The sequence below is a fragment of the Clostridium sardiniense genome, from assembly GCF_016907995.1.
GTDB classification, from domain to species: domain Bacteria; phylum Bacillota; class Clostridia; order Clostridiales; family Clostridiaceae; genus Clostridium; species Clostridium sardiniense.
On record NZ_JAFBDA010000005.1, the window covers coordinates 61,759 to 84,640 of the forward strand.

Below are 22,882 nucleotides of genomic sequence, written 5' to 3' on the forward strand. Positions count from 1 at the left end.
AATTCTATTTATTTTAAACTGGATTTTGTTTTAAAAAATTTCACACTTATTTAATGTAGGGGTAGCGAATGTTAATAGCTAGTTCAATAATAGCACTTATAATCGTAACAAATTGTTTTTTAGAGGTGTAATTATGAATATTTCACAAATTTTAATTGGGAAACCATTAATGACAAAAGATTTAAAAAATCAGACATTTAATACATTATGGGGACTGCCTATATTATCAAGTGATGCAATATCATCTGTAGCATATGCTGGTGGTGCAATACTTGGAGTATTATTGCCAGTAACAGGCTTATTAGCCTTTAAATATATGTTATTTGTTACAATATCCATAATACTATTAATGTTCTTTTTAATTTGCTCATATAAGCAAGTTATTGATTGCTACCCTGCTGGTGGCGGTGCCTATATGGTTGCCAAAGATAATTTTGGTACAAAGACTAGTTTACTTGCAGCATCTGCATTAATAGTCGACTATATTTTAACTGTAGCCGTTAGTGGTACTGCAAGTACGGATGCCATAACATCAGCTTTTCCCTCACTTTATAACTATAGAGTGTTAATAACAATAGGACTTATACTTTTTTTAACTATAGGTAATTTAAGAGGGATAAGAGAAGCATCAAAGCTTTTTGGTGTACCTACATATCTTTTTGCGATAGCAATACTTTTTATGATTGTTGTTGGTATATATAAAGTACATGTTTTAGGATTTACTCCTAAACCACTATATAGCTTGCCAAGCTTTTCAAAGAATTTAACAATTTTAATATTTTTAAAGGCTTTTGCTTCTGGATGCACTGCCCTTACTGGTATTGAAGCTGTAAGTAATGCTGTTCCAGCATTTAAAGCGCCTTCACAAAAACATGCAAAGCATGTACTTTATTTATTAGGGCTTTTAGTATTTTTAATTTTAGGTGGATTATCCTACCTATCAACAATATATTATGCTATACCAAATCCTGAACAAACACAGATATCACAAATAGCTATTCAAATATTTGGTCATAATATATTTTACTATATAATACAGTTTACAACTGCAATAATATTACTTATGGCTGCAAATACTGCCTTTTCAGGACTACCATTATTATTATCAATAGTTTCAAGGGATGGATTTGCTCCAAGACAATTAAGTAAAATCGGAAGAAGACTTGGTTACTCAAATGGAATCATATTGCTTTCAATAGTTTCAATATTGTTAGTAATTATTTTTAATGGAGATTTATCTTTACTACTTCCACTTTATGCAATTGGAGTATTTATTTCATTTACAATTGCTCAAAGTGGTATGTTAGTCAAATGGTTTAAAGGAAGACCTAAAGGATGGAAACATAAAGCTTTAGTAAATGGTCTAGGACTTATTGTAAGTGCTATTACTTTAATTATAATAACAGTTTCTAAATTCCTTGAAGGTGCTTGGATTATTTGTATAATAATTCCTATCATAGTATTTATAATGTGGAGAATAAAAAAATACTATGATGTAACTTATTCTGAGCTTAAAATACATGAAGGAGAAACTCTTAAAACCTATGAATCAGATATTACAAACTATAGGGTTGTTTTACTTATTGATTCTTTAAATAAAAGTTTTGTTAAATGCTATAATTATGCGAAGTCAATATCTTCAGATATAACAATTCTTCATATATCTACAAATGAAGATAAAACGAAGAAGCTTATTGATGATTTTAAAAAATTTGGATTTAAAAATGAAATTACAGTATTATCATCACCTTATAGAGAAATACGTAATCCAATTATTAAATATATAGATCAAATGCGCAAGGACTTATCAAGTGATGAGAAAGTCTTAGTTGTATTACCTCAACTAGTTTCTTCTAAAATTCATGATAACTTCCTTCATAATCAAATTACTCTAATACTTAGAGCATCTTTATTAACTAGAAAAAGTGTTGCACTAGCAACAATACCTTATATAATTAAATAAAAAATAGCCATAAAGATATTTATATCTCTATGGCTATTTTTTATTTTAAAAACTTAAAATAATTCCTTAACTTTTTCACCTATTCTTTCTCCAAATATCATAGGTGTATCTATATCTTTATCATTTACCCCATTTACACTTATATATCCTAAATGTATAAATGGCTTTCCAAGGGCTGCTCCACCAGAATAAATAAGCATTCCCTTTACTATTATCTGATTTATTAAAGTTAAAATAGCAGTGTCTGCACCACCCCATATATAATCTGCTGTTGCATAAAATGATGCTAATTTACCTTCTAAATTTATGTCATGAGAATCATCAAGCCATTTCTTCATATTTGCAGTAGTATTTGCAAGATATGTTGGTGTTCCAAATACTACTCCTTTACTCTCATCTAAAAATTCTTTATCAATTTCTTCAATATTCATACATTTTATTTCTATTCCATCTACTCTTTCAATGCCTTTCTTTATTATTTCCCCTACTTCTCTAGTATGTCCACTTTTAGAATCATATAAAATTGAAACCTTCATACTTTCCTCCTTAATATCCTTAATCTCTCTTTTTATATTACACCTATTCATATTATATATCAAAAAAAGGGCTAAGCCTTGTTTATTTAACAATGCTTAGCCTTTAACCTTTTTCATATATAACTTTATGATAATTTAACTATTTTTTTAACCTTTGCATATCCTACAAAGCTTAAAACTATCATAGGTATTACAAAAGGAATATACATTAAGAATAATACTCCTCCTACAGAGTAAAGAATAGCACCAGTTAATGCAAATCCTGCTTTACTTTTAATTGCCCCTATTACATTAAATATAGTTGCTAGAATAATACAGATCATATGTGGTGTTACTAAAGCTGTTGCTATAGCACCTCCTAAAGCTTCTGCATCTGAGGATGCTCCAGATATAGCCCCTCCAAAATTAACTACTAAAAATATGGAATATAATACTCCAAGTACCGCTGATATAATTAATACCTTACTTCTCTTTTCCATTTTATAATACCTCCTAATGAATAAAAATAATACCTGTAGCTTATTACTTCTTGCTACAGGTATTATTATAAATTACATTATTAATTTTATGGTCTGCTACCAGCATACAAATTAAATTTTATTAGTTTCCAATATTAATCCTAATATAAAGAATATAATTATTGTATATAAAATATATCCACCTAACACTTTAAACTTATTATTACTTTTTAATAATGGTAACTTAACTTTAATATTAATAAAATTAGAATATAAAAATATAAGTGCTAATAAAGATACTACCATGTATAAGTTTTCTAAAAATGCAGATTTAATGCCTTCAGTTTCTGTCGGAGTAAATAGTCCAATCACTAAAAATCCATATCCACAACATGCTAATATTTTCTTCCATAATACCCCTGTCCTAAAGCCAGGAATTATTTTATAAAAGTTTTTTATAGAAACTTTATATCCGCTTTTATTTATACCTTTAATGTCATCAGTAATTGATGTGTTTTTATTAATATCCTCAGAATTACTTTCTACATTTTCTAATTTTACATTTAAAGTAGAGTCATCATCTCCTTTATTAAGATCTAGTAAATTCATTTCTTTATTAAGATCTAACAAATTCACTTTTTTATTTTTATCCACAATAGACTCATCAATATTATCTACTGATTTATAAAATTCTTCTTTAAGCATTAGCAAATCTCTTTTTAATTCACTTACATTTTGATATCTATCAGATGGTGAAAATTCAATACTCTTTTTTATTATGTTCTGTAGATACCCATTATTAAGCTTATTTTTAGGATAAGTTCCTGTTGTAAGCACATTCATAAGTATTCCAACTGAATATATATCACTTCTTCCATCAGTTTGTATAAAACCAAATTGTTCAGGAGGTGCATACTCTTCTGTACCTTGAATTTTAGTATCTTCATTTACGCCCTCTTTATATTCTCTAGATACATCAAAATCTATTAATTTTAATACATCATCACTACTTATAATTATATTTGATGGCTTTATATCTCTATGTATAATTGGAGGATTCATATTATGTAGTTGTTCTAATACACTACAAAGAGATATTATATAATCTATAGCCTTTTCTTCTTTAATAATTCCCTTATCCTCTATTATTCCTTTTAAAGTATCTCCATGAATATATTCTTCAATAACTATTAGAGATTCATTATTTCTAAATACTTCATATATTTTAGGTAAATTTTTAAAATTCATTTCTTTTATAGTTTCATATATTCTAAAATTATAATTAGTTAAAATCTTTTTTATATAAATCTTTTTATCGTTAGTATTTTCAACTAAATATATCTTACTCTTATTGTTCTCATTTAATTTAGTTAGTTCTTTATAACAAGAAAGCTTGTATTCTAAAACAAGATTATCCATAACTCTATTTCCCCTTACAATATTGATTTTACCCCTAAAGAATTATATCATATTACTTGTACACCTTACAATTTAATCCTAAGGAGTGAATATATAATAATGAATGAAAAAAATACAACTGAATTACTAGATCGCCTTAAAAACGCAAAAAATATTAAAGAATTAGAGAATTATATAGATTCTATAGATGAATATACTTATACAGATTTTGCAAAATATATACTAAATAAATGTGAAGAAAAAGGAATTAAAAAGAGTGAGCTTATTAATAAAGCTGATATTAGTAGAACTTATGGATACCAAATATTAAGTGGAGATAAGAATCCTAGTCGTGATAAAATAATTAAACTTTGTATAAGTGCTAAACTTAACTTAGATGAAACTGAAAGAGCTCTTGCAATTGCAAAGGTTGGAAAATTATATGCTAAAGATCCAAGAGATAGCGCATTAATATTCGCAATAAATAAAGGTCTATCCGTTGCGGATACAAATGAATTCTTATTTAATCTTAATGAAAGTTTTGCATTTAGAGATGAATAAAGAACGTGATATAATTCACGTTCTTTATTATTTTAAATCTGTTGATTCATTCCAGTTTATACTACATTTAAGTATTAAATTTTTATTTTCTAAATTTTCTTCTTCAATAGAATCAATTAGAATTCTTGCTGCACACTTACCTTCTTCATATGTTGGCTGGGATATTGTTGTTACTGTTGGAGTAGCGTACCTAGTCCACTCCCAATCATCAAACCCTATAAGCCCAACATTATTTGGTATATTTAAATTTTGAGTCTTTATATAATCATAAGATTTCTGAAGTACCTTTCCATTTACAGCAAATATTAAATTTTTTCTATCTAAATCAATATTTGTATTTATTACTTCATTAAGCTCTTCCCTTGTAATATTATCATCAATTACTTGAACTTTATAACTTACACCTAGTTCCTCTAGTGTATCTATAAACCCGTTCATTCTTTCCACTCTAACCATTAACATATTTGGATCTTGTGTTAAAAGCACAAAATTGTTATACCCTTTTTCTACTAACTTAGTAATTGCTTCTTTAGTTATATCATAATTGTTTGTTTTAACCCACTTGCCTCTAAAGTCTTTATTTACTGAATCTAGTAGTACTAATTTTTTACCACGCTCTTTTATTTTATCTATAAGTTTTGTAAATTTCACAGTTGATTGAACAATAAATCCATCAACACCCATATCTAACATTCTATTTATATATTTCTCTTCATAATTAAAATCATAACTGCTACTTCCAACTATTATTTGATAGTCTTCTTTTCTAGCAACTTTATCTATACCTTTTACTATTGTACTACTAAAAGGATTTGATATGTCCGCAACTACAACTCCTATTAAATTCATCTTTTTAGAGGTAAGACTCCTTGCCACAATACTTGGACTATAGTTAGTTTCTTTGATTACCTCTTCTATTTTTATTTTTGTCTCTGCTGACATCTTTTCATATTTCCCATTTAAATAAAAAGATACTGTTGTTTTCGACGTTCCTGCCATATCTGCTATATCTTTTATTGTTACTTTTTTCATTATACTCCACCTCTAAATCGGTTTACATTGTATTATTTGATTATGCCTTTAATCTTATCTTATTATAAGTTTCTCCTTTTTTATGAATAACTATAACTTTCCCGTAAAAAGGTACATCTTTATAATAATACATTTTTCCACCTTTATATGTTTCTTTATTAAATATTATAACAATATAACTCTCATTTTTAGATATTATGAATTCTTTAGAAAATGCTACTTCTTTATCAACATAATCTAGGCTATTGAATTGCTTTATATTAGCTTCTCTAACTTCAATATTACCATCTATAATAATATCATAATTTACACTTCTATTGTTGAATTTTAATGATTTAACAATCTTTTTATTATTATTAACTTTATTGTAACATTTTGATAAAAGTCCATTAGTTATTCTTAATTTTTCTTCACTTATAATTTTAAGATTATCATTTTCATTTTTTATATCTACACCATTATAATTTAAAGATACCTCAACATTATTATCTAGATTATATATACATTCAAGTTCATGATTCCCACTACATTTTACATCATTAACAACTATCCATATTGCAGGATCTATATATAACACCTTTCTATTTATTAAATATGGAATTCCACTTTTAAGCTCTCCTGTAAATGGCATTTCCACATAACTTATATTATCTTTATTTTCAAAATAGTTTTTAAGACAATCTCCATAACTAAAATAACTCCATGATTTATTTGGTATTCCATGTGGTTCTTTATCTATTACACATACATTATGAGCCCTATAAGACTTTAAATATTCCCTTAATGGATCTTCTTCTACGTATGTATACCTACCACAATCAATAAGGTATGGCTTACCTTTATAGTAAATTGATATATGTCCTAAATCTGTATGCCCATGTCCACTACCTAATGTTCCATTTTGAAGATAAGTATAACTTCCATCACATTCAAATGTATCCCTTATATAAATATTTCCTGAATCTTTAAAAATCTTGCACTTATCAATTGGTTCTTTTTTATTTAATTTATTAAATTCATCATATCCATTTTTTCCAAGTAACCATATACTCATTAAATCCATATCATCAAAAGAAGCCCATTTTAAAGTCTCATTATTAAATAAAACTGCAGCTTTAACTAACACATCTCTAACATCTGTTATATCACTATCCCCTTGTGCTTCTTGTGTTGATTTAGGAGATTTTGAATACATTAGATATTCAGCCATGCTCTCTATTTTATTTATGAAATTATTATCTATCTCCATGCCAAGCTTTTTACCATAATTAATAAGTTTCATTGAACAATTTAAAACTTCTACATGATACATAATAGATTGCTCCCAATGTGATCCATCATCAAAGACCTGCATCTCTATTTGTTCATACAATTCCTTCTCCGCCCAATTCCTTAACTCTCCATCTTCTAGAAATTCATTAAGCCATAAATATATAGAGCATATTGAAGTTGTTTGAAGTACTCCCCAATTACTTAATGTATATTTACCAATATAAGCTTTCTTTAAATATTCTATTTGATCTTTTATACTAAATATTATCTTTAAAATCTCTTCATTCGTTACTTTTTTTTCATCTATTAAATGAATTAACACCTCAATCCAAGCAAGACATCTAATGCCAGTGTCAATTGTTCTTATAGTATTTCCACCTTTTATATTAATTTCATTATTATCTATCCAATTAAATATAAACCATTTTAATTTTTCAATATACCTATCATCTTTTTCAATATAATAAGCCATAAGTAATTTATTTAAATACTCATGTCTATTCAACATAAAGATCCATTCTTCATCTCCATTTGGTGTATAATTCCACTTAAATGGATTTATTCTATATGGAATATTGCATTGCTCCATATCCCAAGTATTATCAAAAATAAAAGAGTTATTAATTAGAAGATTTGCTCCTATTAATTTTTTATTATATTCTTTAGTATTTTTATTTTTTATATAATCAATAACAAAGTATTTATCATATTTGTTAAAGTAATTTCCAACCTTAATTTTAAGATTATCTATTTTTTTATTATAGCTTTCCATATAAACCCTCCATTAAACTACATATCATAGTTATTATACTTTAAGAGGCTACAAACAATGTTTTTGTCTGTAGCCTCTTAACTAGAACTTATCTATTTACACTTCCTAAACTTTTATTGTTAATTAAACTATAAATTTCATCACTACTTGCTAAACTAATATCCCCTCTTTGAGCATGTTTCAATACAGCAGTAGCTATTCCAAATTCAATAATTTCACTTTTATCTTCTACACTATTATCTAGTATCTTTTTAAGAACTCCAGTTGCAAATGCATCTCCTCCACCAATCCTAGATAACATATGGAATTCATACTTAGATGATCTATAAATTTCTCCATCTGCATAAAGAACCCCAGTAAGTGAATGTACGTTTAATGCATTAGCTCTTCTTAAAGTTGTTGCTACATACTTAACTCCAAGCTCTTCTGTCATATACTTAAATTTTTCTTTTAAAGCTAAATCAGTTACTTCCTCTTTAGATGGATCTAAAAATTTGAATTCTTTCGGATTTTTAGTAAGCCATCCAAAACATATATAACTATCCTTAACTATAGGCTTTAATACTTCTAAAAATTCCTCATAGCTTTCAAATAATTTAGCTCTATAATTTAAATCTACGCTAATTTTAATGTCTCTTTTTTTAGCTTCATTTATAATTTTAGTACTAATTTTTCTAACATTTTCTCCAAGTCCAAAAGTTATTCCTGAAACATGCAGTAAATCTACTCCATTAAATATGTTATCAAAATTTAAGTCATCTTCTTCTATTTCTGTTATTGAAGAATTCTTTCTATCATATATTACATTCGCACTTCGTGCTCCATATCCTTCTTCATAATAATATAGTCCAAGCCTATCTCCCTTTGTAACTACATTATCACAGTTAACCCCATAGGACATAAGAAAGGCCTTTGCTGAATTTCCTATTGCATTATTGGGTACTGCTGATATTATGCTTGTCTCTACCCCTAAATTTTTAAGACCAACAGCTACATTAGCCTCTGCACCCCCAAAGTACATCTCAAGAGTACTTGTTTGGTCTAATCTTAAATTATTAGGAGGAGTTAATCTCATCAATAATTCTCCTAAAACTAAAACCTTCCTCATTGTATATACCTCATTATTTCTTAAGCTCTTTAATTAAATTTATATATTTTTCAGTCTCATTCTTAACTTTATTTGGATCCTTAAGTTTAGTTATTGCACTACCAATACTTACAACTTCAGCTCCACATTTAAACCATTCGCTAATATTATCGTAAGATACACCACCTGATACCATAACTCCAATATCTTTAATTGGAGCTTTAATATCTTTTACAATTGAAGGACTATAAGCTGAACCTGGGAATAACTTTATAACATCTACTCCTGATTCTCTAGCTTCAACAATCTCTTTAGTAGTAAAACATCCAGGTATATATGGTACACCATATCTATTGCATATTATTGATGTTTCTTTATTAAAATATGGACTTACAATAAATTCTGCACCTTTTAAAATTGCAAGTCTAGCAGTTTCCGGGTCAAGTACAGTTCCAGCACCGATTAAAACATCATCATTCTTATCATTAACTAAATTCTTTATTACTTCATCGGCATTTGGAATAGTAAAAGTAACTTCAATTACCTTACACCCTCCATCTATAGCAGCTTTTGCAATTTCAATACCTTCTTCTGTGGTATCAGTTCTTAATACTAATACAAAAGCTTCCTTACCTATAGTAACTAATTTATTTATTTTATTAATCATATTATCTCACAAGCCATCCGCCATCAACTGCAATAACATGGCCATTTATATAATCTGATGCTCTACTTGATAAGAATACTACTGTTCCCATAAGATCTGAAACTTCTCCCCATCTTTCTGCTGGAATTCTTCCAAGTATTTCAGCATTTCTCTTCTCATCTGCTCTAATTGGTGCAGTATTTGCAGTCTTTATATATCCAGGTGCTATAGCATTTATTTGTATATTATGCATAGCTAATTCATTAGCAAAAGCACGAGTTATTCCAACCACTCCATGTTTTGATGCTGTATAAGGTGGTACAAATTTTCCTCCTTGGAATGATAGCATTGAAGCTATATTTATTATCTTACCGCTTCCCTGTTCTACCATTACTTCAGCAACTCTTCTTGAAAGATAATATACAGCGTTTAAGTTTATGTTCATAACCGCTTCAAAATCTTCATCTTTGTATTCAAGAAGTGGTGCTCTTCTTATTGTTCCAGCATTATTTACTAAAATATCAATTTTTCCATATTCTTTTAAACAAGTATCTACAACTGTTTCTCTAACTTCCTTTTTAGTAAGATCTCCCTTTACAAAAACAATTTTTCTACCAGCACCTTCTACAAGCTCTTTAACTTCTTGTACATTATCATCAAAAGAAGTTACTAATAAATCTGCTCCAGCCTTTGCTAATGCTTCAGCATAAGCCATACCAAGACCTGTATTTCCTCCAGTAATTATAGCTACTTTTCCTCTTAAATTGAAAAAATCTAGTGAAAATTCTTTTAAATTATCCATAATAAACATCTCCTTATTCTTTTAAAGCTCCTATAATACTAGCTTTATCTATTTCTATTATTACATCTTTGGCTATTTCAAGTTTTACTATATTCTTATCTATTTTTTTAATCTTCCCATAAATCCCTGATATAGTAATTACTTTATCATTAATTTTTAGAGAAGAGAGAATCTTCTCTCTCTCCTCTTCTTGTTTTGCTAATTTCTTTTTATTTAAAAGTGGCATTATCATAAGAACTATTACTGGATATGCCGCTAATAGTATTATAAGTATGAAAGTCAATCTATCCATAAGAAATTAAGCTAAATCCTTTCTACATATAATAGAGCTCATATCTTTAAGTCCCTCTAATGAAGATTCAATTGTTTCTCTTATGTCTTCATCAGTACTAATAACTAAAGTTTTCATTACTATATCAAGTATACATCCAACTGATACTCCACCTATAACATATTGGTTATCACTTTCTTCATTTAAAAGTACTTCCCTTGATGTAATCTGGAAAGGTGCTCCTCCAGTTATATCAGCAAAAATTATTAAATCCTTATTTTCATTTACATGTGAATGAATCATCTCCGTAAACTTATCATGAGTTAATTCTTCATTTAAGTTTATAGCATCTATTCCTTCATCTACTCCAGTTAATAACTTTATAGCTGATTTTATTCCAGCTGCATATTCTCCATGTCCTACAATTAAAATCTTCATTATATCTATTCCTCTCTAATCCTATTATCCTAATATTCCAAGTACTGATCCAAGTACTCCTAGTACTATTGTTAAAGCAACAACATGATAAGTTGTCCATTTGCGTTTCTTAATTAAGTAGAAAACTAGTATTGTAAATAACGCTGGTAATAATGCTGGTGCTATTTTATCTACCATCTCTTGTATAGCAACTACCTTTTCCTTACCATCTGGCATTGCTGCTGTATACTTTATTGGAATTTGTAATTTAACAAATGATACTGCAAGTCCTGAAATTACTGTTACACCAATCATGCTTGCGATCTTTGAAACTTCTCCCATTTTCTCACTTAAAGTTTCAATAACACTTGTACCTAATTTGTATCCCCATAAACCGGTTAACAACTTAATAGTTAGTAATATTCCATTCATTGCTAAGAAGAATAGTAATGGTCCTGCAACTAATCCATCTTGAGCTAATGATGCTGCAATTGTAGAGAAAAGTGGTGCTAAACAGAATTGTGATAATGAATCACCAATACCTGATAATGGTCCCATAAGCGCCATTTTTATTCCTCTGATTTCATCAGTTGGTGTATCTGCTTCAAGCATTACTAAATGCAAACTTGTTATAAATGGTAAGAAGTGAGGGTTTGAGTTGAAAAACTCAATATTATCATCTAGTGTATTCTTTAGTCCGTCCTCATTATTCTTATATATCTTTTTTAACGCTGGATACATTACATTAGCATATCCAAGACCTTGATAGTTTCCATAGTTAAATCCATTTTGCAAGAAATATGATCTTAATGATACTTTTACATAATCACTCTTTTTTAAAACTCTATTAGATGCCATCTTCAAATACAACCTCCTCGTCTTCTTCATTTCCTCCATTTGATTTACCATTATGCTTTATTCTGAAGTACTCCATTAAAGCAAACATTGTTCCAACAAATGCTACTCCCATTACAGGTAAATTTAAATAAGCTACCGCTATATAACCAAGTAATACAAATGGTATTAATTCTGTCTTTGCCATAACTGTTAAAATCATTGCAAATCCTACAGCTGGTAACATCTTACCTGCTACTGATAATCCATTAATAAGCCATGCTGGTATAAGTTCTATAACCTTTTGTAATCCTTCTGCACTATAAGCTCCTGCAAATCCTATTAAGAAACCTACTATAATAAATACAAATATTGTTGCATTAGCTGCTATTCTAAATTGCTTAAAATGTTTCTTTTCAAGACCTTTTTTAGCATAAGAAGTTAATCCTGTTGCAAAAGTATAAGTTGCTGTTATTAAGAATTGGAACGCTACTGCAAATGGGAATGATAATGCAAGTGCTGTTGCTGTATCCATCCCAGTTCCCTTCATAGTTATTGCCATAATTGTTCCAACAATTCCAGGGCCCATTGGATTTGGAGGAACTGTTCCACCTGCTCCTACACCGAATCCCATGAATGCAAGTTCTCCAACAGCCCCCATTGCAAGACCAGTTGGTATATCACCTAGTATAATACCTACACCGAATGATAAAATAATACAACGATTTGTATAAATACCTAATAGCATACCTGCTAGACAGAATGCTGTCCATAGACCTATCAGTACACATTGAATTAATGATATTTCCATTATTATACCTCCATAAATAAATTATATTCTACCTCCTAGAGTTTACCTAGGAGGATTTTTTATAAAGCAATTTAATCTAAGTATTTTGTTATATCTACTTGAACTGCTCCATCATTTCCTGATGGTGTAGTCTTTGTATTAAATTTTATTCCGTATTTTTCTGACATTTCTTTAATAGCAGCCTTATCTTCTTTGCCTAAGTAAATAGAACGAGTTACTTGTTCTTTACCTTCGCAGTTGTGTATGTTACCTAAATTTATTTCTTTAACTGGAACTCCACCTCTAATTAGTTTTAATGCATCCTCTGGAGTTTTGCATACTATAAATATTTTTTGTTTAGGTGATGCTTTAAATATTACATCACATGTATGCTGAATTGAGAAAAATCTCATTGCAACAGACTTTGGAACAACCGTTTTCATTAAAGTTTGTTGAATTTTATCTTCACTTGCCTCATCATCCGCAACTATTACAGTATTAACGCCTAATGCATTTAACCACATTTGTCCTTGTCCATGTATTAATCTTTGATCCACTCTCATCATTTCAATATTTGGCGTATTCATAATTACCTCTCCTCTTTTACCAATATAATTCCCAATCTTTATAGAACCTAATTAATGCTTCTAAGTAGTAATAATCTCCCCATATATTACCTTCATCTACTCCTTTTCCTGAATGCCATGAGTAAACTCCATGTAATAAAACCGGTTCACCTTCTGCAATATTAGGATTTGTATAATTCTCAATTAATTCTCTAAGAATTGTATGCATTGCATACTTATATACTTCCTTATTTTCATCAACTTCTGGAAGATATTTATTCATTTCATGCATTCCACATACTGCAATTGCAGCAGCTGATGAATCTCTTGATTGATCATCTCCATCATTAAATATTAAATCCCAATAACATACATTATCTTTAGGTAATCTATTTAAGAAATAGTTTGTCATTCCTTTATACAGATTAAATGCATGAGTATTTTTTGTACTTCTATAATTTAGAGGAATTCCATATATACCCCATGCTTGTCCTCTAGCCCAAGCTGATTCATCATTATATCCTTGTCTAGTTACCCCTTTAACTGGAGCTCCATCTTCTGGATTCATATAGAATGTATGGAATGCTGATGCATCATCTCTAATAACATAATTGCATGATGTTTCGAAATGTTTTTCTGCAATTTTTCTATATTTATCATTTCTTGTTTCATCACTTGCCCAGTATAGTAAAGGAATATTTAATAAGCAATCTATTATAAATCTATAATGATCTTTATGTCCTAGTTCTCCCCAAGCTTGAATAAATCCACCTTTTTCTTGATATCTTGAAATTAATTTATCGGCAGCCTTTATTGAAGCCTCTTTTGCAATCTCTGACCCTGTTAATTTATATGCACTAACACAAGATAGCGAATAAAGGAACCCTAAATCATGATGATCTATTTCAATGTCTTTATCTACTCTATTTTTAAATGATAAAACATTCTTTTCTGCAAGTTCTCTATATTTGTTATCTCCAGTATATTCGTATGCCAGCCATAATAAGCCTGTCCAGAAACCATCTGTCCATTCTATATTTTCTATGATTTCATACTTACTATTCTTAGTTGCTGAATATGGAAACTTTTCTTTGAAATATTCCATATTTGCATCTATCTGCTTAATAACATTTTCTATAGCTTGCTTTACTTCTGATTTAGTTAATAAATTACTACTTAAAAATTCATCTCTTTTTTTTATTTCTTCAATATTTATATCCTTAATCATAATTATCTCCTAAATGCTATATTATCTTAATTCATCCATTCTTATTGCATCCATATCATCAAATGTTTGGTTTTCTCCACACATTCCCCATATAAATGTATAATCACTTGTTCCTACACCTGAGTGTATTGACCAACTTGGAGATATGATAGCTTGTTCACTTTTTACAACTAAGTGTCTTGTCTCATCCGGTTCACCCATGAAGTGGAATACTCTTGTGTTTTCTTCCATATCAAAGTAGAAGTAAACTTCCATTCTTCTTTCGTGAGTATGGCATGGCATTGTATTCCAAGCACTACCCTCTTCTAAAACTGTCATTCCCATTAACAATTGGCAACTTTCACATACATTTGGATGTACATATTGATATATTGTTCTCTTATTAAGACTCTTAGCATCTCCAAGCTTAACTGGATTCGCTTTTTCTATTTCAATCTTAACAGTTTTATACTCTTTATGAGCTGGTACTGAATTTACATAAAGTTTTGCAGGCTCTTCTGGATTTACTGATTTAAACTTTACTTCTTTATTTCCTTTTCCTACATATAATCCATCTCTTTTATTTAAGTTATATTCAACACCATCTATAGTGACTATTGCTGCTCCACCTATATTGATTAATCCAAGCTCTCTTCTTTCTAAGAAATAATCAACTCCCATTTCTTTTCCTGCTTCAAGAACTAATTCTTTATAAACCGGTTTAATACCTCCAAATATTATTCTATCAACATGGCTATAAGTTAATTCAATATTGTCATCAACAAATATTTCTTCAACTAAATAATGTCTTCTAAGATCCTCTGTAGTATATTTTTTTGAATCCTCTGGATGATTCGCATATCTATAATTCATAATATCCTCCTTAAAGCTCCAACTTAGTAAACCGTTTTTCTTAAACCGCTTTACTCAGCTTATGAGTTTATTATATTTTCTTTTGAAAAGGTTGTCAATAGAATTTTAATATATTTTTTTATAAATCTTTAATTTACTTCTTTATATTATGAAAGGTTTTCATAATATACATTATTTCCAATACATTTTTATACAATTTATTACATAAATTGTATAAAAATAAAAAAACCAAGAACTTAGTCTTAGTTTTTTATTAGATAAATTCATTTAATTCTATGCCATATTTGTAACGTCAGTTTTTATGTTACTTTCTATATCATCTAACACTTCTTCTTTTTTGGATTCTTCTATTTTCTCTTCCTTTAGGATCTTATTTAAAATAAGCGCAACAATTGTTCCTGTTGATATTCCTGATGAAAATATCATCTTTATTCCTTGAGGAAGCTCTGCTATAAATTCAGGTCTAAAGGTAACTCCAAGTCCTAATCCTATTGAAGTTGCTATAATTAATAAATTTCTATTATTTATCTTTATACCGCTTAAAGTTTTTATTCCAGCTGCCGCTATAGTACCAAACATTACTATACCGACTCCTCCAAGAACTGGTGCTGGCATTATATTTATAAGCGCTGCAAATTTCGGGAAAAATCCAAGTAATATTAAAAGTATTCCTGCCGTCATAGCCACAAAACGGCTACCATTCTTAGTTAATGGTATTAAACCAACATTTTGACTAAAAGTTGTATTTGGGAAAGAGCCTACTATTCCTGCAAATAAGCTTCCCACACCGTCAGCTAATACACCTCTACCGATTATTTTATCATCAGCCTTAATATCTGTTACTTCACAAATAGAAGCTAAACATCCCACAGTTTCTATAACGGTAACGAAATATGCTGGTATAAAAGTTAATACATACTTTATATCAAAATCTACTCCATACTTAAATATATTAGGCATTGCAAACCAACTTGATTCCTTAACCAAAGTAAAATCTACCATTCCTAGTGGAATACACAATATGTACCCTATTGTCATTCCTATAAGAATTGCTGCACTACTTATCATACCCTTACCATATCTATTTAAAAGTAATGTTATAACTAATACAATCATTGCTATACTTATGTTCCTCATACTTCCATAATCAGCATTTCCTACTCCACCAGCCGCCCAATCAATAGATACTGGTACTAATGTTAATCCAATTAAACATACAACTGTTCCTGTTACAATCGGAGGAAATAACTTCATTAACGGTCTTATAAAAAAACTTAATATAAATTCTAGTATTGATCCTAAAATTGTAGCTCCAATAATTCCTGGAAGCCCTGCAATTGAACCTACTGCAATTGATGGGGCAACAAAAGTAAAGTCTGTTCCCATGACACAAGGTACTTTTGCTCCAAAAGGTCCAATTCCCTTAGATTGTATAACAGTTGCAACTCCTGATGCTAAAATTGAAGCACTTAACAGTGCAGTTGATGTTGCTCCATCTAAACCTAATGCGCTTGATATTACAAGCGGTACTGCTATAATTCCTCCAAAAGCCGCAAAAATATTTTGAAATCCTAATAGTACTTGTGCTGCTAATTTTGGTTTATCATTAATCCCATATATCAGCTTATACTCATTGCTACTTTCTTTAATTTTCTCCATCCTATTTTCTTCCCCTTTTGATATATTTATCATCTGCTCTATTTAATTTTTAGGGATAAAAAAACACCTCAAATATAATTTGAGGTGAATAAATTTAACAATAGTGTTATCCTATATACTAAATTTATATTTACCTCGTAGTCTGCTAATTTACGGCTAGCAGGTAGAAACTTTCGGACCCTATTTCCGATGATATACGAGCAGTTTCTATGATATGTTTCATATTATATCATAAAATTTAAATTTAAAATTCATTAACTTTAAAATTATTAAAATTTCAAAGTTAAACATTTACCTTTAGTATAATCGTATATTTTTTCTAATTATAGAATTACATCTTAATTTCATTCTTTAAATTTTTTATGATTTATTTATAAACCTCATTATTATAATCACATTATTACTAGATAAATTATATATTATTATATAGTATTTAGTTTATTTTTTAACAAACAGTAAACTTTTACATTTTGTGTAGATTTTTCTGAATATTCGTTATATTATATAAGTAAGTTAATAAATAAAGTGTTTAGAGAGATTTAGAGTTATACACGAAATTTTTAAAATAGATTATATGTTGCATGTAATTTCTTTTAGCAATTTAGTTATAACTCTTTTTTTACAAATCTTTGTTAAAATTTTAACTTATTTTTTTATTACAAGGAGGCAATTATATGAATTATTTAAATATTTATAAAGAAAAATTAATTTCAACAGAGGATGCTCTTAACTTAGTAAAATCAAATGATGAAATAGTTTGCTCATTAGGTCCTTGTGAGCCAAAAGGATTTTTAGGAAAATTGCACACAATAAAAGATACGGTTGAGAATGTTACTGTTGTAACTATGTTAAGTTTAAATGAATATAAATACAACACATTAGAAGAAATGAAAGGTCATTTTTTTAATGAATCTCTTTTTATGGGTGCACCCGCAAGAAATTCTAACAAAAATGACCTTTGCTCATATATACCAACTCATTTAAGATATTCAGCTACAAGAAGACTTAAATATAGAAAGCCTAATATATTTGTAGGTGCAGTAACACCAATGGATAAACATGGATTCTTTTCTTTATCACTTTCTTTAGTTTACGAGAGAGAGAATATTGATAAAGCAGATATAGTTATATTAGAAGTAAATGAAAATCTTCCAAAAGTACATGGTGATACTTGTGTTCATATAAGTGAAGTTGATTATATTATAGAAAATACTTGTAAAGTGAATGAATTAATTTCTACAGAACCATCAGATAAAGATTATAAAATAGGCGAATATATATCTTCTTTGGTTGAAGATGGATCAACAATTCAACTTGGAATCGGTAATATTCCTAATGCAGTTGCAAAATCCCTACTTAATAAAAAGGATCTTGGAGTACATACCGAAATGATAACAGAAGGTATAGTAGATTTATTTAATGCAGGAGTAGTAACAAATAAATACAAAACACTTCATCCTCATAAAATAATAGGTTCATTTGCCTTAGGAAGTCAAAAACTTTATGATTTCCTAGATGATAATCCTTGTGTTGAGCTGAAAAGGTGTTCATATACTAATGATCCATATGTAATTTCAAAAAATAATAAAATGATTTCAATAAATACTGCCCTTTCAGTAGATTTAACTGGGCAATGTTCGTCAGAAAGTCTAGGCTTTACTCAATATAGTGGAACTGGTGGACAAACAGATACTGGAGTTGGTGCTTGCATTTGTAGTGATGGTAAATCAATAATAGCCCTTCATTCAACTGCAAAAAATGACACTATCTCAACTATTACTATAAATCATTATCTAGGTTCTGCAATTTCTTATTCTAGAAATGATGCTGATTATATTGTTACAGAATATGGTATTGCAAATCTATGCGGAAAAAGTATTAAAGAAAGAGCTTATAGCTTAATAAATATAGCTCACCCAAAATTTAGAGAAGATCTTATGGAACTTGCTAAAAAAAATAAACTTTGTTAAAGGATGTGTTATTATGAATTCAAAAGAATCAAATAAAAGTCTAAACAATAAGATAGATACCCTAACTAATGAAGTTAAAATACTTGAAATGATTATAAAGAACTCTTCTTCTTGCGATGAAATACTTCGCTATTTTGGAGAGGGGTCTTCCGATTATTTAGATAGTATTATAACAAATGCATCTCAAGTTTTAGGTGAGTAATTTATAAGTTAAAGCTAAAATAAAAAAGACATGTATATTTATTACATGTCTTTTATTCTATTCTCTTTTTCATATAATTGTCCCTTAAGAATTGATAGAAAATGATAAATAAAAATATACTAAATACTTTTCTTGTCTCCATAACTATTTTAATCAATTTTCTATTCACCATATACAATCCCCTATTCACATTTTGTTAAATATTATATAATTTACCTATAATATTGATTATAAATAAGTTAAAAATAAATATATTAGAATTAATCTATTCATTATGATATCATTAAATGAACTTATTAAAATAAATTTTTAAACGAAAGGTAAGATTTATGAATTTTAAAAACTTAGGAATAAAATCAGATATACTTAATGTATTAGAAAAATATGGAATACACACTCCAACAGATATACAAAGGGAGGCTATTCCTTTTATAAAAGAAGGTAGAGATGTTATAGCTGAAGCACAAACAGGTACTGGAAAAACTTTAGCTTTCTTACTTCCTATATTTGAAAATATTTCTCTAGATTCTAAGGGTATTCAAGCGCTCATAGTATCTCCTACAAGAGAACTTGCAATACAAATAACAGAAGAGGCTATAAAGCTTAAAGAAGGAAAAGATATTAATATACTATCTGCATATGGCGGAAAGGATATTGGATCTCAATTAAAAAAATTAAAAGGAAATATACAATTAGTAATTGCAACTCCAGGAAGACTTCTAGATCACCTAAAAAGAGGTACTATTGATCTTAAAAACTTAAAAACATTAGTCCTCGATGAAGCTGATCAAATGTTGTTTATGGGGTTTAAAAATGAAGTTGAAGCCATAATGAAAGAGACTCCAAAAAAACGTCAAACTTTATGTTTCTCAGCAACAATGGATTCAAAAGTTAAAAAGTTATCTTATAGATATATGATTGATCCAGTTGTTGTTTCAGTAAAAAAAGAAGAAATTACATTAAAAAATATAAAGCAAGAGGTAGTTGAAACAACAGATAGAAGAAAACAAGATGCTTTATGTACAGTATTAGATAAAGATAATCCATTTATGGCAATAATCTTTTGTAGAACCAAAAGAAGAGTTGATAATTTAGAAATGGACCTTCATAAACGAGGCTATAACTGTAAGAAGATTCATAGTGACATTCCTCAACCTAAGCGTGAAAGAATAATGAAATCTTTTAGAAATGCTGATATACAATATTTAATTGCAACAGATGTAGCTGCTCGCGGACTTGATATAAGTGGTGTTGATAACATTTATAATTATGATATACCAGAAAATGTTGAAAGTTATATACACCGTATAGGTAGAACTGGTAGAGCTGGTGAATGTGGTTATACTTGTCTTTTTGTAGATCCAAAGGATAGTAGAATGTTAGAGGAAATAGAAGAAACTATAGAATTTAAAATTCCAAGGAGAATTTTAGATATTTAAATTAAAAGAGATAATATATATTTAAATATATATTATCTCTTTATTTGCTTATTTTCATTTTATCTCTTTATATGTTGCTTTTATATATTGTTTTTGCTCATCTATTTCTTTTTTTCTAGTATCATTTACATGCTCCAATAACATTAATCCTATACTTATTACTATAATTCCTAATATAATTAAATTCCGTATTTTTAGCATCTTTTATCCTCTCTCTGTTATTTTATTATACACTTATTATATATTTTCAATGTTATTTTACATATTTTATAACCTTTCAATAACATTACATATTTGTAATGTAAATAATAATGTAACGCTATTTACTTACGACATATCTTTATATATTTTTATCACACTTAAATTTTTCAACAATTTCCTTTGGTACAGCTATATTTTCTAATATTATGCTATTGGGATTAGTAGTTAAAGGAAACTCCTCAATCCATATGTTACCATCTATCTTTTCCATAAGATTTACTGCTCTACTTGGATCCTCATCATACACCTCTTCTACATATTCGTCTTCTGTTAAAATAACAATACGTCTACAAGGTTCTTCACTATCTGCATATATATTAAAAAAACTATTATAATTGTCAAAGGATTTTACTGAAGTAACTACTTTGGCTTTTAATCCTAGCTCTTTTGCTGCTTCTAATACATTAATATAATTTTCATTCATCTTATGTACCTCTTTTCTAAAATTACTTACATATTTAACTATACCATATATATTTTATCTAATGTCCTCCCTTATTATTTTTCACATAAAATCTATTATTAAGCTAACTAATATCAACCATTAATTTATAAATATAAATTAATTCTAAGCTAAATTTAGGAACTACATAAAATAATTGACATGCATATTCTAATATGATAAAATATTTGTTTCGTCAAAATACAACAAGTGTGTTATAATATTATTATAACTATTTTTGGAGGTGCTCTGTTTGTTTAATGTAGGAGATAAAATTGTTTATCCTAGCCAAGGTGTTGGTGTTATTGATGTTGTTGAAGAGAAGGAATTCTTAGGTAAGATGCAGAAATATTATAGAATTCATTTAGTTAATAACAACTTAAAACTTATGCTACCTGCTAATCGTTCAGAAGTTTGTAATTTAAGATTAATAAGCGAATCTAATGTCTTAGATAAGGCTCTTAATAATATTAATAAATTTTCTACTGAATTAGAAGAATTAAATAGCAGCAATTGTAAGGCAAGGTTACATGATAATACTATAAAATTTAAATTAGGTACTTTAAAGGATTATATTGAAATAATATCTAATCTTACTCAAGTTAGTAAAGATCATAATTTAAATACAAGTGAAAAACAAATGTTAACTAACACAAAAAAATTTTTAATTAATGAAATATGTTTAAGTAAAGAAATATCTAATACTGAAGCTACTACCCTATTAGATAATTCACTTTCTTTAATATAAGTTAAGTACATATAATTGAATATATTTTAAAGCAAAGAGAGGTATAATAGAACTTTATTTAAATTTATATCTCTTTTTTCATAAAATAAAAGATGTATGGAAAAATCCAATACATCTTTTATTTTATGATATTATTCAGCAGTTTCATCTACTGCAACCTCTTCTTCAGCTTTACTCATATCTGCTATAAATGAATTTAAATCCATAAATGAACTTTTTGCAAAGTCTAAAAATAAATCTTCATCAATTTCTTTAAATTCTCTACTATTAACAACAACTAAATCTCTCATTAAAAGATTAACATCTATCTTACCAACAACTTTAGCAATATTAGCTCCTGTTAAAACGCTTAATATTCCTTCACATTCATTTCTATTATTTATAATAGCATTATTTGATTTTGGTAATGTTTCTTTATAATCTAATGTAATGCCTTCATAAAACTCGCCATATTCATCATAAACTTCTAACGCAATATTGTTAGTGTCTAAATATCTTTCCATGACACAAGTTAAATTTAAACCATCCCATTGAATTTTTTTATTAAATATCTTTATAGTTGCCATACCTAATTCTACCTTCTTTCAAATATATATCTCTATCTTAAGTGGATTTAAAATAAATCTCTCTAACTTTAAAAGAAGTTAGCTCTACTCACTTAATTTTTTCCTGCTTG

At 28.3% G+C, this 22,882-nt stretch carries 25 protein-coding genes and 1 riboswitch; of the genes, 6 read left to right on the plus strand and 19 right to left on the minus strand.

The genetic code is table 11. From position 1 onward, the window contains the following. Positions 1-133: 133 nt before the first annotated feature. The gene (locus JOC62_RS05875) at positions 134-1,963 is read left to right on the plus strand and encodes an APC family permease (protein WP_204594292.1); all 1,830 of its coding nucleotides are present in this window, start codon (positions 134-136) and stop codon (positions 1,961-1,963) included. Positions 1,964-2,016: 53 nt separating this feature from the next. On the opposite strand, the gene JOC62_RS05880 is transcribed toward JOC62_RS05875, so the two are convergent. The 3 genes from JOC62_RS05880 to JOC62_RS05890 form a co-directional block, all read right to left on the minus strand. Further along, a complete protein-coding gene (locus JOC62_RS05880) occupies positions 2,017-2,499 on the minus strand; it encodes a flavodoxin family protein (protein ID WP_204594293.1) in 483 nt (160 codons plus the stop codon). 125 nt (positions 2,500-2,624) lie between these two features. Continuing rightward, positions 2,625-2,978, minus strand: a complete 354-nt coding sequence (locus JOC62_RS05885) for a hypothetical protein (RefSeq protein ID WP_204594294.1) — start codon at positions 2,976-2,978, stop codon at positions 2,625-2,627. Between the two features lie 111 nt (positions 2,979-3,089). Then, positions 3,090-4,376, minus strand: a complete 1,287-nt coding sequence (locus tag JOC62_RS05890; protein ID WP_204594295.1) for a serine/threonine-protein kinase — start codon at positions 4,374-4,376, stop codon at positions 3,090-3,092. Positions 4,377-4,475: 99 nt separating this feature from the next. Here JOC62_RS05890 and JOC62_RS05895 point away from each other — a divergent pair, with 99 nt between their 5' ends. Then, a complete protein-coding gene (locus JOC62_RS05895) occupies positions 4,476-4,916 on the plus strand; it encodes a helix-turn-helix domain-containing protein (protein WP_204594296.1) in 441 nt (146 codons plus the stop codon). Positions 4,917-4,943: 27 nt separating this feature from the next. Here the strand turns inward: JOC62_RS05895 and JOC62_RS05900 are convergent, their stop codons facing one another. The 13 genes from JOC62_RS05900 to JOC62_RS05960 all read right to left on the minus strand — a co-directional run bounded on the left by JOC62_RS05900 (position 4,944) and on the right by JOC62_RS05960 (position 17,144). Then, the gene (locus JOC62_RS05900; protein ID WP_204594297.1) at positions 4,944-5,948 is read right to left on the minus strand and encodes a LacI family DNA-binding transcriptional regulator; all 1,005 of its coding nucleotides are present in this window, start codon (positions 5,946-5,948) and stop codon (positions 4,944-4,946) included. Positions 5,949-5,988: 40 nt separating this feature from the next. Next, positions 5,989-7,992 carry a heparinase II/III family protein gene (locus JOC62_RS05905; protein WP_204594298.1) on the minus strand — a complete coding sequence of 668 codons (2,004 nt, stop codon included), beginning with the start codon at positions 7,990-7,992 and terminating at the stop codon, positions 5,989-5,991. A gap of 88 nt (positions 7,993-8,080) precedes the next feature. Then, on the minus strand, positions 8,081-9,100 hold the full coding sequence (locus JOC62_RS05910) for a sugar kinase (RefSeq protein ID WP_204594299.1): 1,020 nt from the start codon (positions 9,098-9,100) through the stop codon (positions 8,081-8,083). Between the two features lie 13 nt (positions 9,101-9,113). Continuing rightward, entirely contained in the window at positions 9,114-9,746 is a 633-nt protein-coding gene (locus JOC62_RS05915; protein WP_204594300.1) for a bifunctional 2-keto-4-hydroxyglutarate aldolase/2-keto-3-deoxy-6-phosphogluconate aldolase, read from the minus strand. A gap of 1 nt (position 9,747) precedes the next feature. Then, the gene (gene kduD, locus JOC62_RS05920; protein ID WP_204594301.1) at positions 9,748-10,527 is read right to left on the minus strand and encodes a 2-dehydro-3-deoxy-D-gluconate 5-dehydrogenase KduD; all 780 of its coding nucleotides are present in this window, start codon (positions 10,525-10,527) and stop codon (positions 9,748-9,750) included. A gap of 13 nt (positions 10,528-10,540) precedes the next feature. After that, the gene (gene yajC, locus JOC62_RS05925; RefSeq protein ID WP_204594302.1) at positions 10,541-10,819 is read right to left on the minus strand and encodes a preprotein translocase subunit YajC; all 279 of its coding nucleotides are present in this window, start codon (positions 10,817-10,819) and stop codon (positions 10,541-10,543) included. Positions 10,820-10,825: 6 nt separating this feature from the next. After that, positions 10,826-11,236, minus strand: a complete 411-nt coding sequence (locus JOC62_RS05930; protein ID WP_204594303.1) for a PTS sugar transporter subunit IIA — start codon at positions 11,234-11,236, stop codon at positions 10,826-10,828. A gap of 24 nt (positions 11,237-11,260) precedes the next feature. Then, entirely contained in the window at positions 11,261-12,073 is an 813-nt protein-coding gene (locus JOC62_RS05935) for a PTS system mannose/fructose/sorbose family transporter subunit IID (protein ID WP_204594304.1), read from the minus strand. After that, the gene (locus tag JOC62_RS05940) at positions 12,063-12,860 is read right to left on the minus strand and encodes a PTS mannose/fructose/sorbose/N-acetylgalactosamine transporter subunit IIC (RefSeq protein ID WP_204594305.1); all 798 of its coding nucleotides are present in this window, start codon (positions 12,858-12,860) and stop codon (positions 12,063-12,065) included. The genes JOC62_RS05935 and JOC62_RS05940 overlap by 11 nt, the downstream gene beginning before the upstream one ends. Positions 12,861-12,931: 71 nt before the next feature. Beyond that, positions 12,932-13,426 (minus strand): PTS sugar transporter subunit IIB, encoded by a 495-nt coding sequence (locus JOC62_RS05945; protein WP_204594306.1) that lies wholly within the window; start codon positions 13,424-13,426, stop codon positions 12,932-12,934. 16 nt (positions 13,427-13,442) lie between these two features. Then, positions 13,443-14,633 carry a glycoside hydrolase family 88 protein gene (locus JOC62_RS05950; protein ID WP_204594307.1) on the minus strand — a complete coding sequence of 397 codons (1,191 nt, stop codon included), beginning with the start codon at positions 14,631-14,633 and terminating at the stop codon, positions 13,443-13,445. Between the two features lie 21 nt (positions 14,634-14,654). After that, positions 14,655-15,485 carry a 5-dehydro-4-deoxy-D-glucuronate isomerase gene (gene kduI / locus JOC62_RS05955; protein ID WP_204594308.1) on the minus strand — a complete coding sequence of 277 codons (831 nt, stop codon included), beginning with the start codon at positions 15,483-15,485 and terminating at the stop codon, positions 14,655-14,657. 273 nt (positions 15,486-15,758) lie between these two features. After that, a complete protein-coding gene (locus JOC62_RS05960; protein WP_207758153.1) occupies positions 15,759-17,144 on the minus strand; it encodes a uracil-xanthine permease family protein in 1,386 nt (461 codons plus the stop codon). Between the two features lie 118 nt (positions 17,145-17,262). Next, a riboswitch (purine riboswitch) is annotated at positions 17,263-17,364 on the minus strand. A gap of 454 nt (positions 17,365-17,818) precedes the next feature. On the opposite strand from JOC62_RS05960, the gene JOC62_RS05965 reads away from it, so the two are divergent. The 3 genes from JOC62_RS05965 (at position 17,819) to JOC62_RS05975 (ending at position 20,755) form a co-directional block, all read left to right on the plus strand. Further along, entirely contained in the window at positions 17,819-19,114 is a 1,296-nt protein-coding gene (locus JOC62_RS05965) for an acetyl-CoA hydrolase/transferase family protein (RefSeq protein ID WP_204594309.1), read from the plus strand. Between the two features lie 13 nt (positions 19,115-19,127). Continuing rightward, positions 19,128-19,316, plus strand: coding sequence for a hypothetical protein (locus JOC62_RS05970; protein ID WP_204594310.1), 189 nt, complete (start codon positions 19,128-19,130; stop codon positions 19,314-19,316). A gap of 329 nt (positions 19,317-19,645) precedes the next feature. Beyond that, positions 19,646-20,755, plus strand: a complete 1,110-nt coding sequence (locus tag JOC62_RS05975; RefSeq protein ID WP_204594311.1) for a DEAD/DEAH box helicase — start codon at positions 19,646-19,648, stop codon at positions 20,753-20,755. Between the two features lie 54 nt (positions 20,756-20,809). On the opposite strand, the gene JOC62_RS05980 is transcribed toward JOC62_RS05975, so the two are convergent. Beyond that, complete coding sequence (locus JOC62_RS05980; RefSeq protein ID WP_204594312.1) at positions 20,810-20,956, minus strand: hypothetical protein; 147 nt, start codon at positions 20,954-20,956, stop codon at positions 20,810-20,812. A 139-nt stretch (positions 20,957-21,095) separates the two neighbouring features. Next, on the minus strand, positions 21,096-21,440 hold the full coding sequence (locus JOC62_RS05985) for a hypothetical protein (protein ID WP_204594313.1): 345 nt from the start codon (positions 21,438-21,440) through the stop codon (positions 21,096-21,098). A 271-nt stretch (positions 21,441-21,711) separates the two neighbouring features. Between JOC62_RS05985 and JOC62_RS05990 the strand changes: the two genes are divergently transcribed. After that, positions 21,712-22,206: a CarD family transcriptional regulator gene (locus JOC62_RS05990; protein WP_204594314.1), complete on the plus strand. Its 495-nt coding sequence runs from the start codon at positions 21,712-21,714 to the stop codon at positions 22,204-22,206. A 131-nt stretch (positions 22,207-22,337) separates the two neighbouring features. Here JOC62_RS05990 and JOC62_RS05995 read toward each other — a convergent pair whose 3' ends face one another. Continuing rightward, positions 22,338-22,772 carry a hypothetical protein gene (locus JOC62_RS05995; RefSeq protein ID WP_204594315.1) on the minus strand — a complete coding sequence of 145 codons (435 nt, stop codon included), beginning with the start codon at positions 22,770-22,772 and terminating at the stop codon, positions 22,338-22,340. Between the last annotated feature and the right edge of the window lie 110 nt (positions 22,773-22,882).

Bases quoted from the DNA above. Each gene is read 5' to 3' on its own strand.
- JOC62_RS05875 (WP_204594292.1), top strand. From the start codon at position 134: ATGAATATTTCACAAATTTTAATTGGGAAACCATTAATGACAAAAGAT.
- JOC62_RS05880 (WP_204594293.1), bottom strand. From the start codon at position 2,499: ATGAAGGTTTCAATTTTATATGATTCTAAAAGTGGACATACTAGAGAA.
- JOC62_RS05885 (WP_204594294.1), bottom strand. From the start codon at position 2,978: ATGGAAAAGAGAAGTAAGGTATTAATTATATCAGCGGTACTTGGAGTA.
- JOC62_RS05890 (WP_204594295.1), bottom strand. From the start codon at position 4,376: ATGGATAATCTTGTTTTAGAATACAAGCTTTCTTGTTATAAAGAACTA.
- JOC62_RS05895 (WP_204594296.1), top strand. From the start codon at position 4,476: ATGAATGAAAAAAATACAACTGAATTACTAGATCGCCTTAAAAACGCA.
- JOC62_RS05900 (WP_204594297.1), bottom strand. From the start codon at position 5,948: ATGAAAAAAGTAACAATAAAAGATATAGCAGATATGGCAGGAACGTCG.
- JOC62_RS05905 (WP_204594298.1), bottom strand. From the start codon at position 7,992: ATGGAAAGCTATAATAAAAAAATAGATAATCTTAAAATTAAGGTTGGA.
- JOC62_RS05910 (WP_204594299.1), bottom strand. From the start codon at position 9,100: ATGAGGAAGGTTTTAGTTTTAGGAGAATTATTGATGAGATTAACTCCT.
- JOC62_RS05915 (WP_204594300.1), bottom strand. From the start codon at position 9,746: ATGATTAATAAAATAAATAAATTAGTTACTATAGGTAAGGAAGCTTTT.
- kduD (WP_204594301.1), bottom strand. From the start codon at position 10,527: ATGGATAATTTAAAAGAATTTTCACTAGATTTTTTCAATTTAAGAGGA.
- yajC (WP_204594302.1), bottom strand. From the start codon at position 10,819: ATGGATAGATTGACTTTCATACTTATAATACTATTAGCGGCATATCCA.
- JOC62_RS05930 (WP_204594303.1), bottom strand. From the start codon at position 11,236: ATGAAGATTTTAATTGTAGGACATGGAGAATATGCAGCTGGAATAAAA.
- JOC62_RS05935 (WP_204594304.1), bottom strand. From the start codon at position 12,073: ATGGCATCTAATAGAGTTTTAAAAAAGAGTGATTATGTAAAAGTATCA.
- JOC62_RS05940 (WP_204594305.1), bottom strand. From the start codon at position 12,860: ATGGAAATATCATTAATTCAATGTGTACTGATAGGTCTATGGACAGCA.
- JOC62_RS05945 (WP_204594306.1), bottom strand. From the start codon at position 13,426: ATGAATACGCCAAATATTGAAATGATGAGAGTGGATCAAAGATTAATA.
- JOC62_RS05950 (WP_204594307.1), bottom strand. From the start codon at position 14,633: ATGATTAAGGATATAAATATTGAAGAAATAAAAAAAAGAGATGAATTT.
- kduI (WP_204594308.1), bottom strand. From the start codon at position 15,485: ATGAATTATAGATATGCGAATCATCCAGAGGATTCAAAAAAATATACT.
- JOC62_RS05960 (WP_207758153.1), bottom strand. From the start codon at position 17,144: ATGGAGAAAATTAAAGAAAGTAGCAATGAGTATAAGCTGATATATGGG.
- JOC62_RS05965 (WP_204594309.1), top strand. From the start codon at position 17,819: ATGAATTATTTAAATATTTATAAAGAAAAATTAATTTCAACAGAGGAT.
- JOC62_RS05970 (WP_204594310.1), top strand. From the start codon at position 19,128: ATGAATTCAAAAGAATCAAATAAAAGTCTAAACAATAAGATAGATACC.
- JOC62_RS05975 (WP_204594311.1), top strand. From the start codon at position 19,646: ATGAATTTTAAAAACTTAGGAATAAAATCAGATATACTTAATGTATTA.
- JOC62_RS05980 (WP_204594312.1), bottom strand. From the start codon at position 20,956: ATGCTAAAAATACGGAATTTAATTATATTAGGAATTATAGTAATAAGT.
- JOC62_RS05985 (WP_204594313.1), bottom strand. From the start codon at position 21,440: ATGAATGAAAATTATATTAATGTATTAGAAGCAGCAAAAGAGCTAGGA.
- JOC62_RS05995 (WP_204594315.1), bottom strand. From the start codon at position 22,772: ATGGCAACTATAAAGATATTTAATAAAAAAATTCAATGGGATGGTTTA.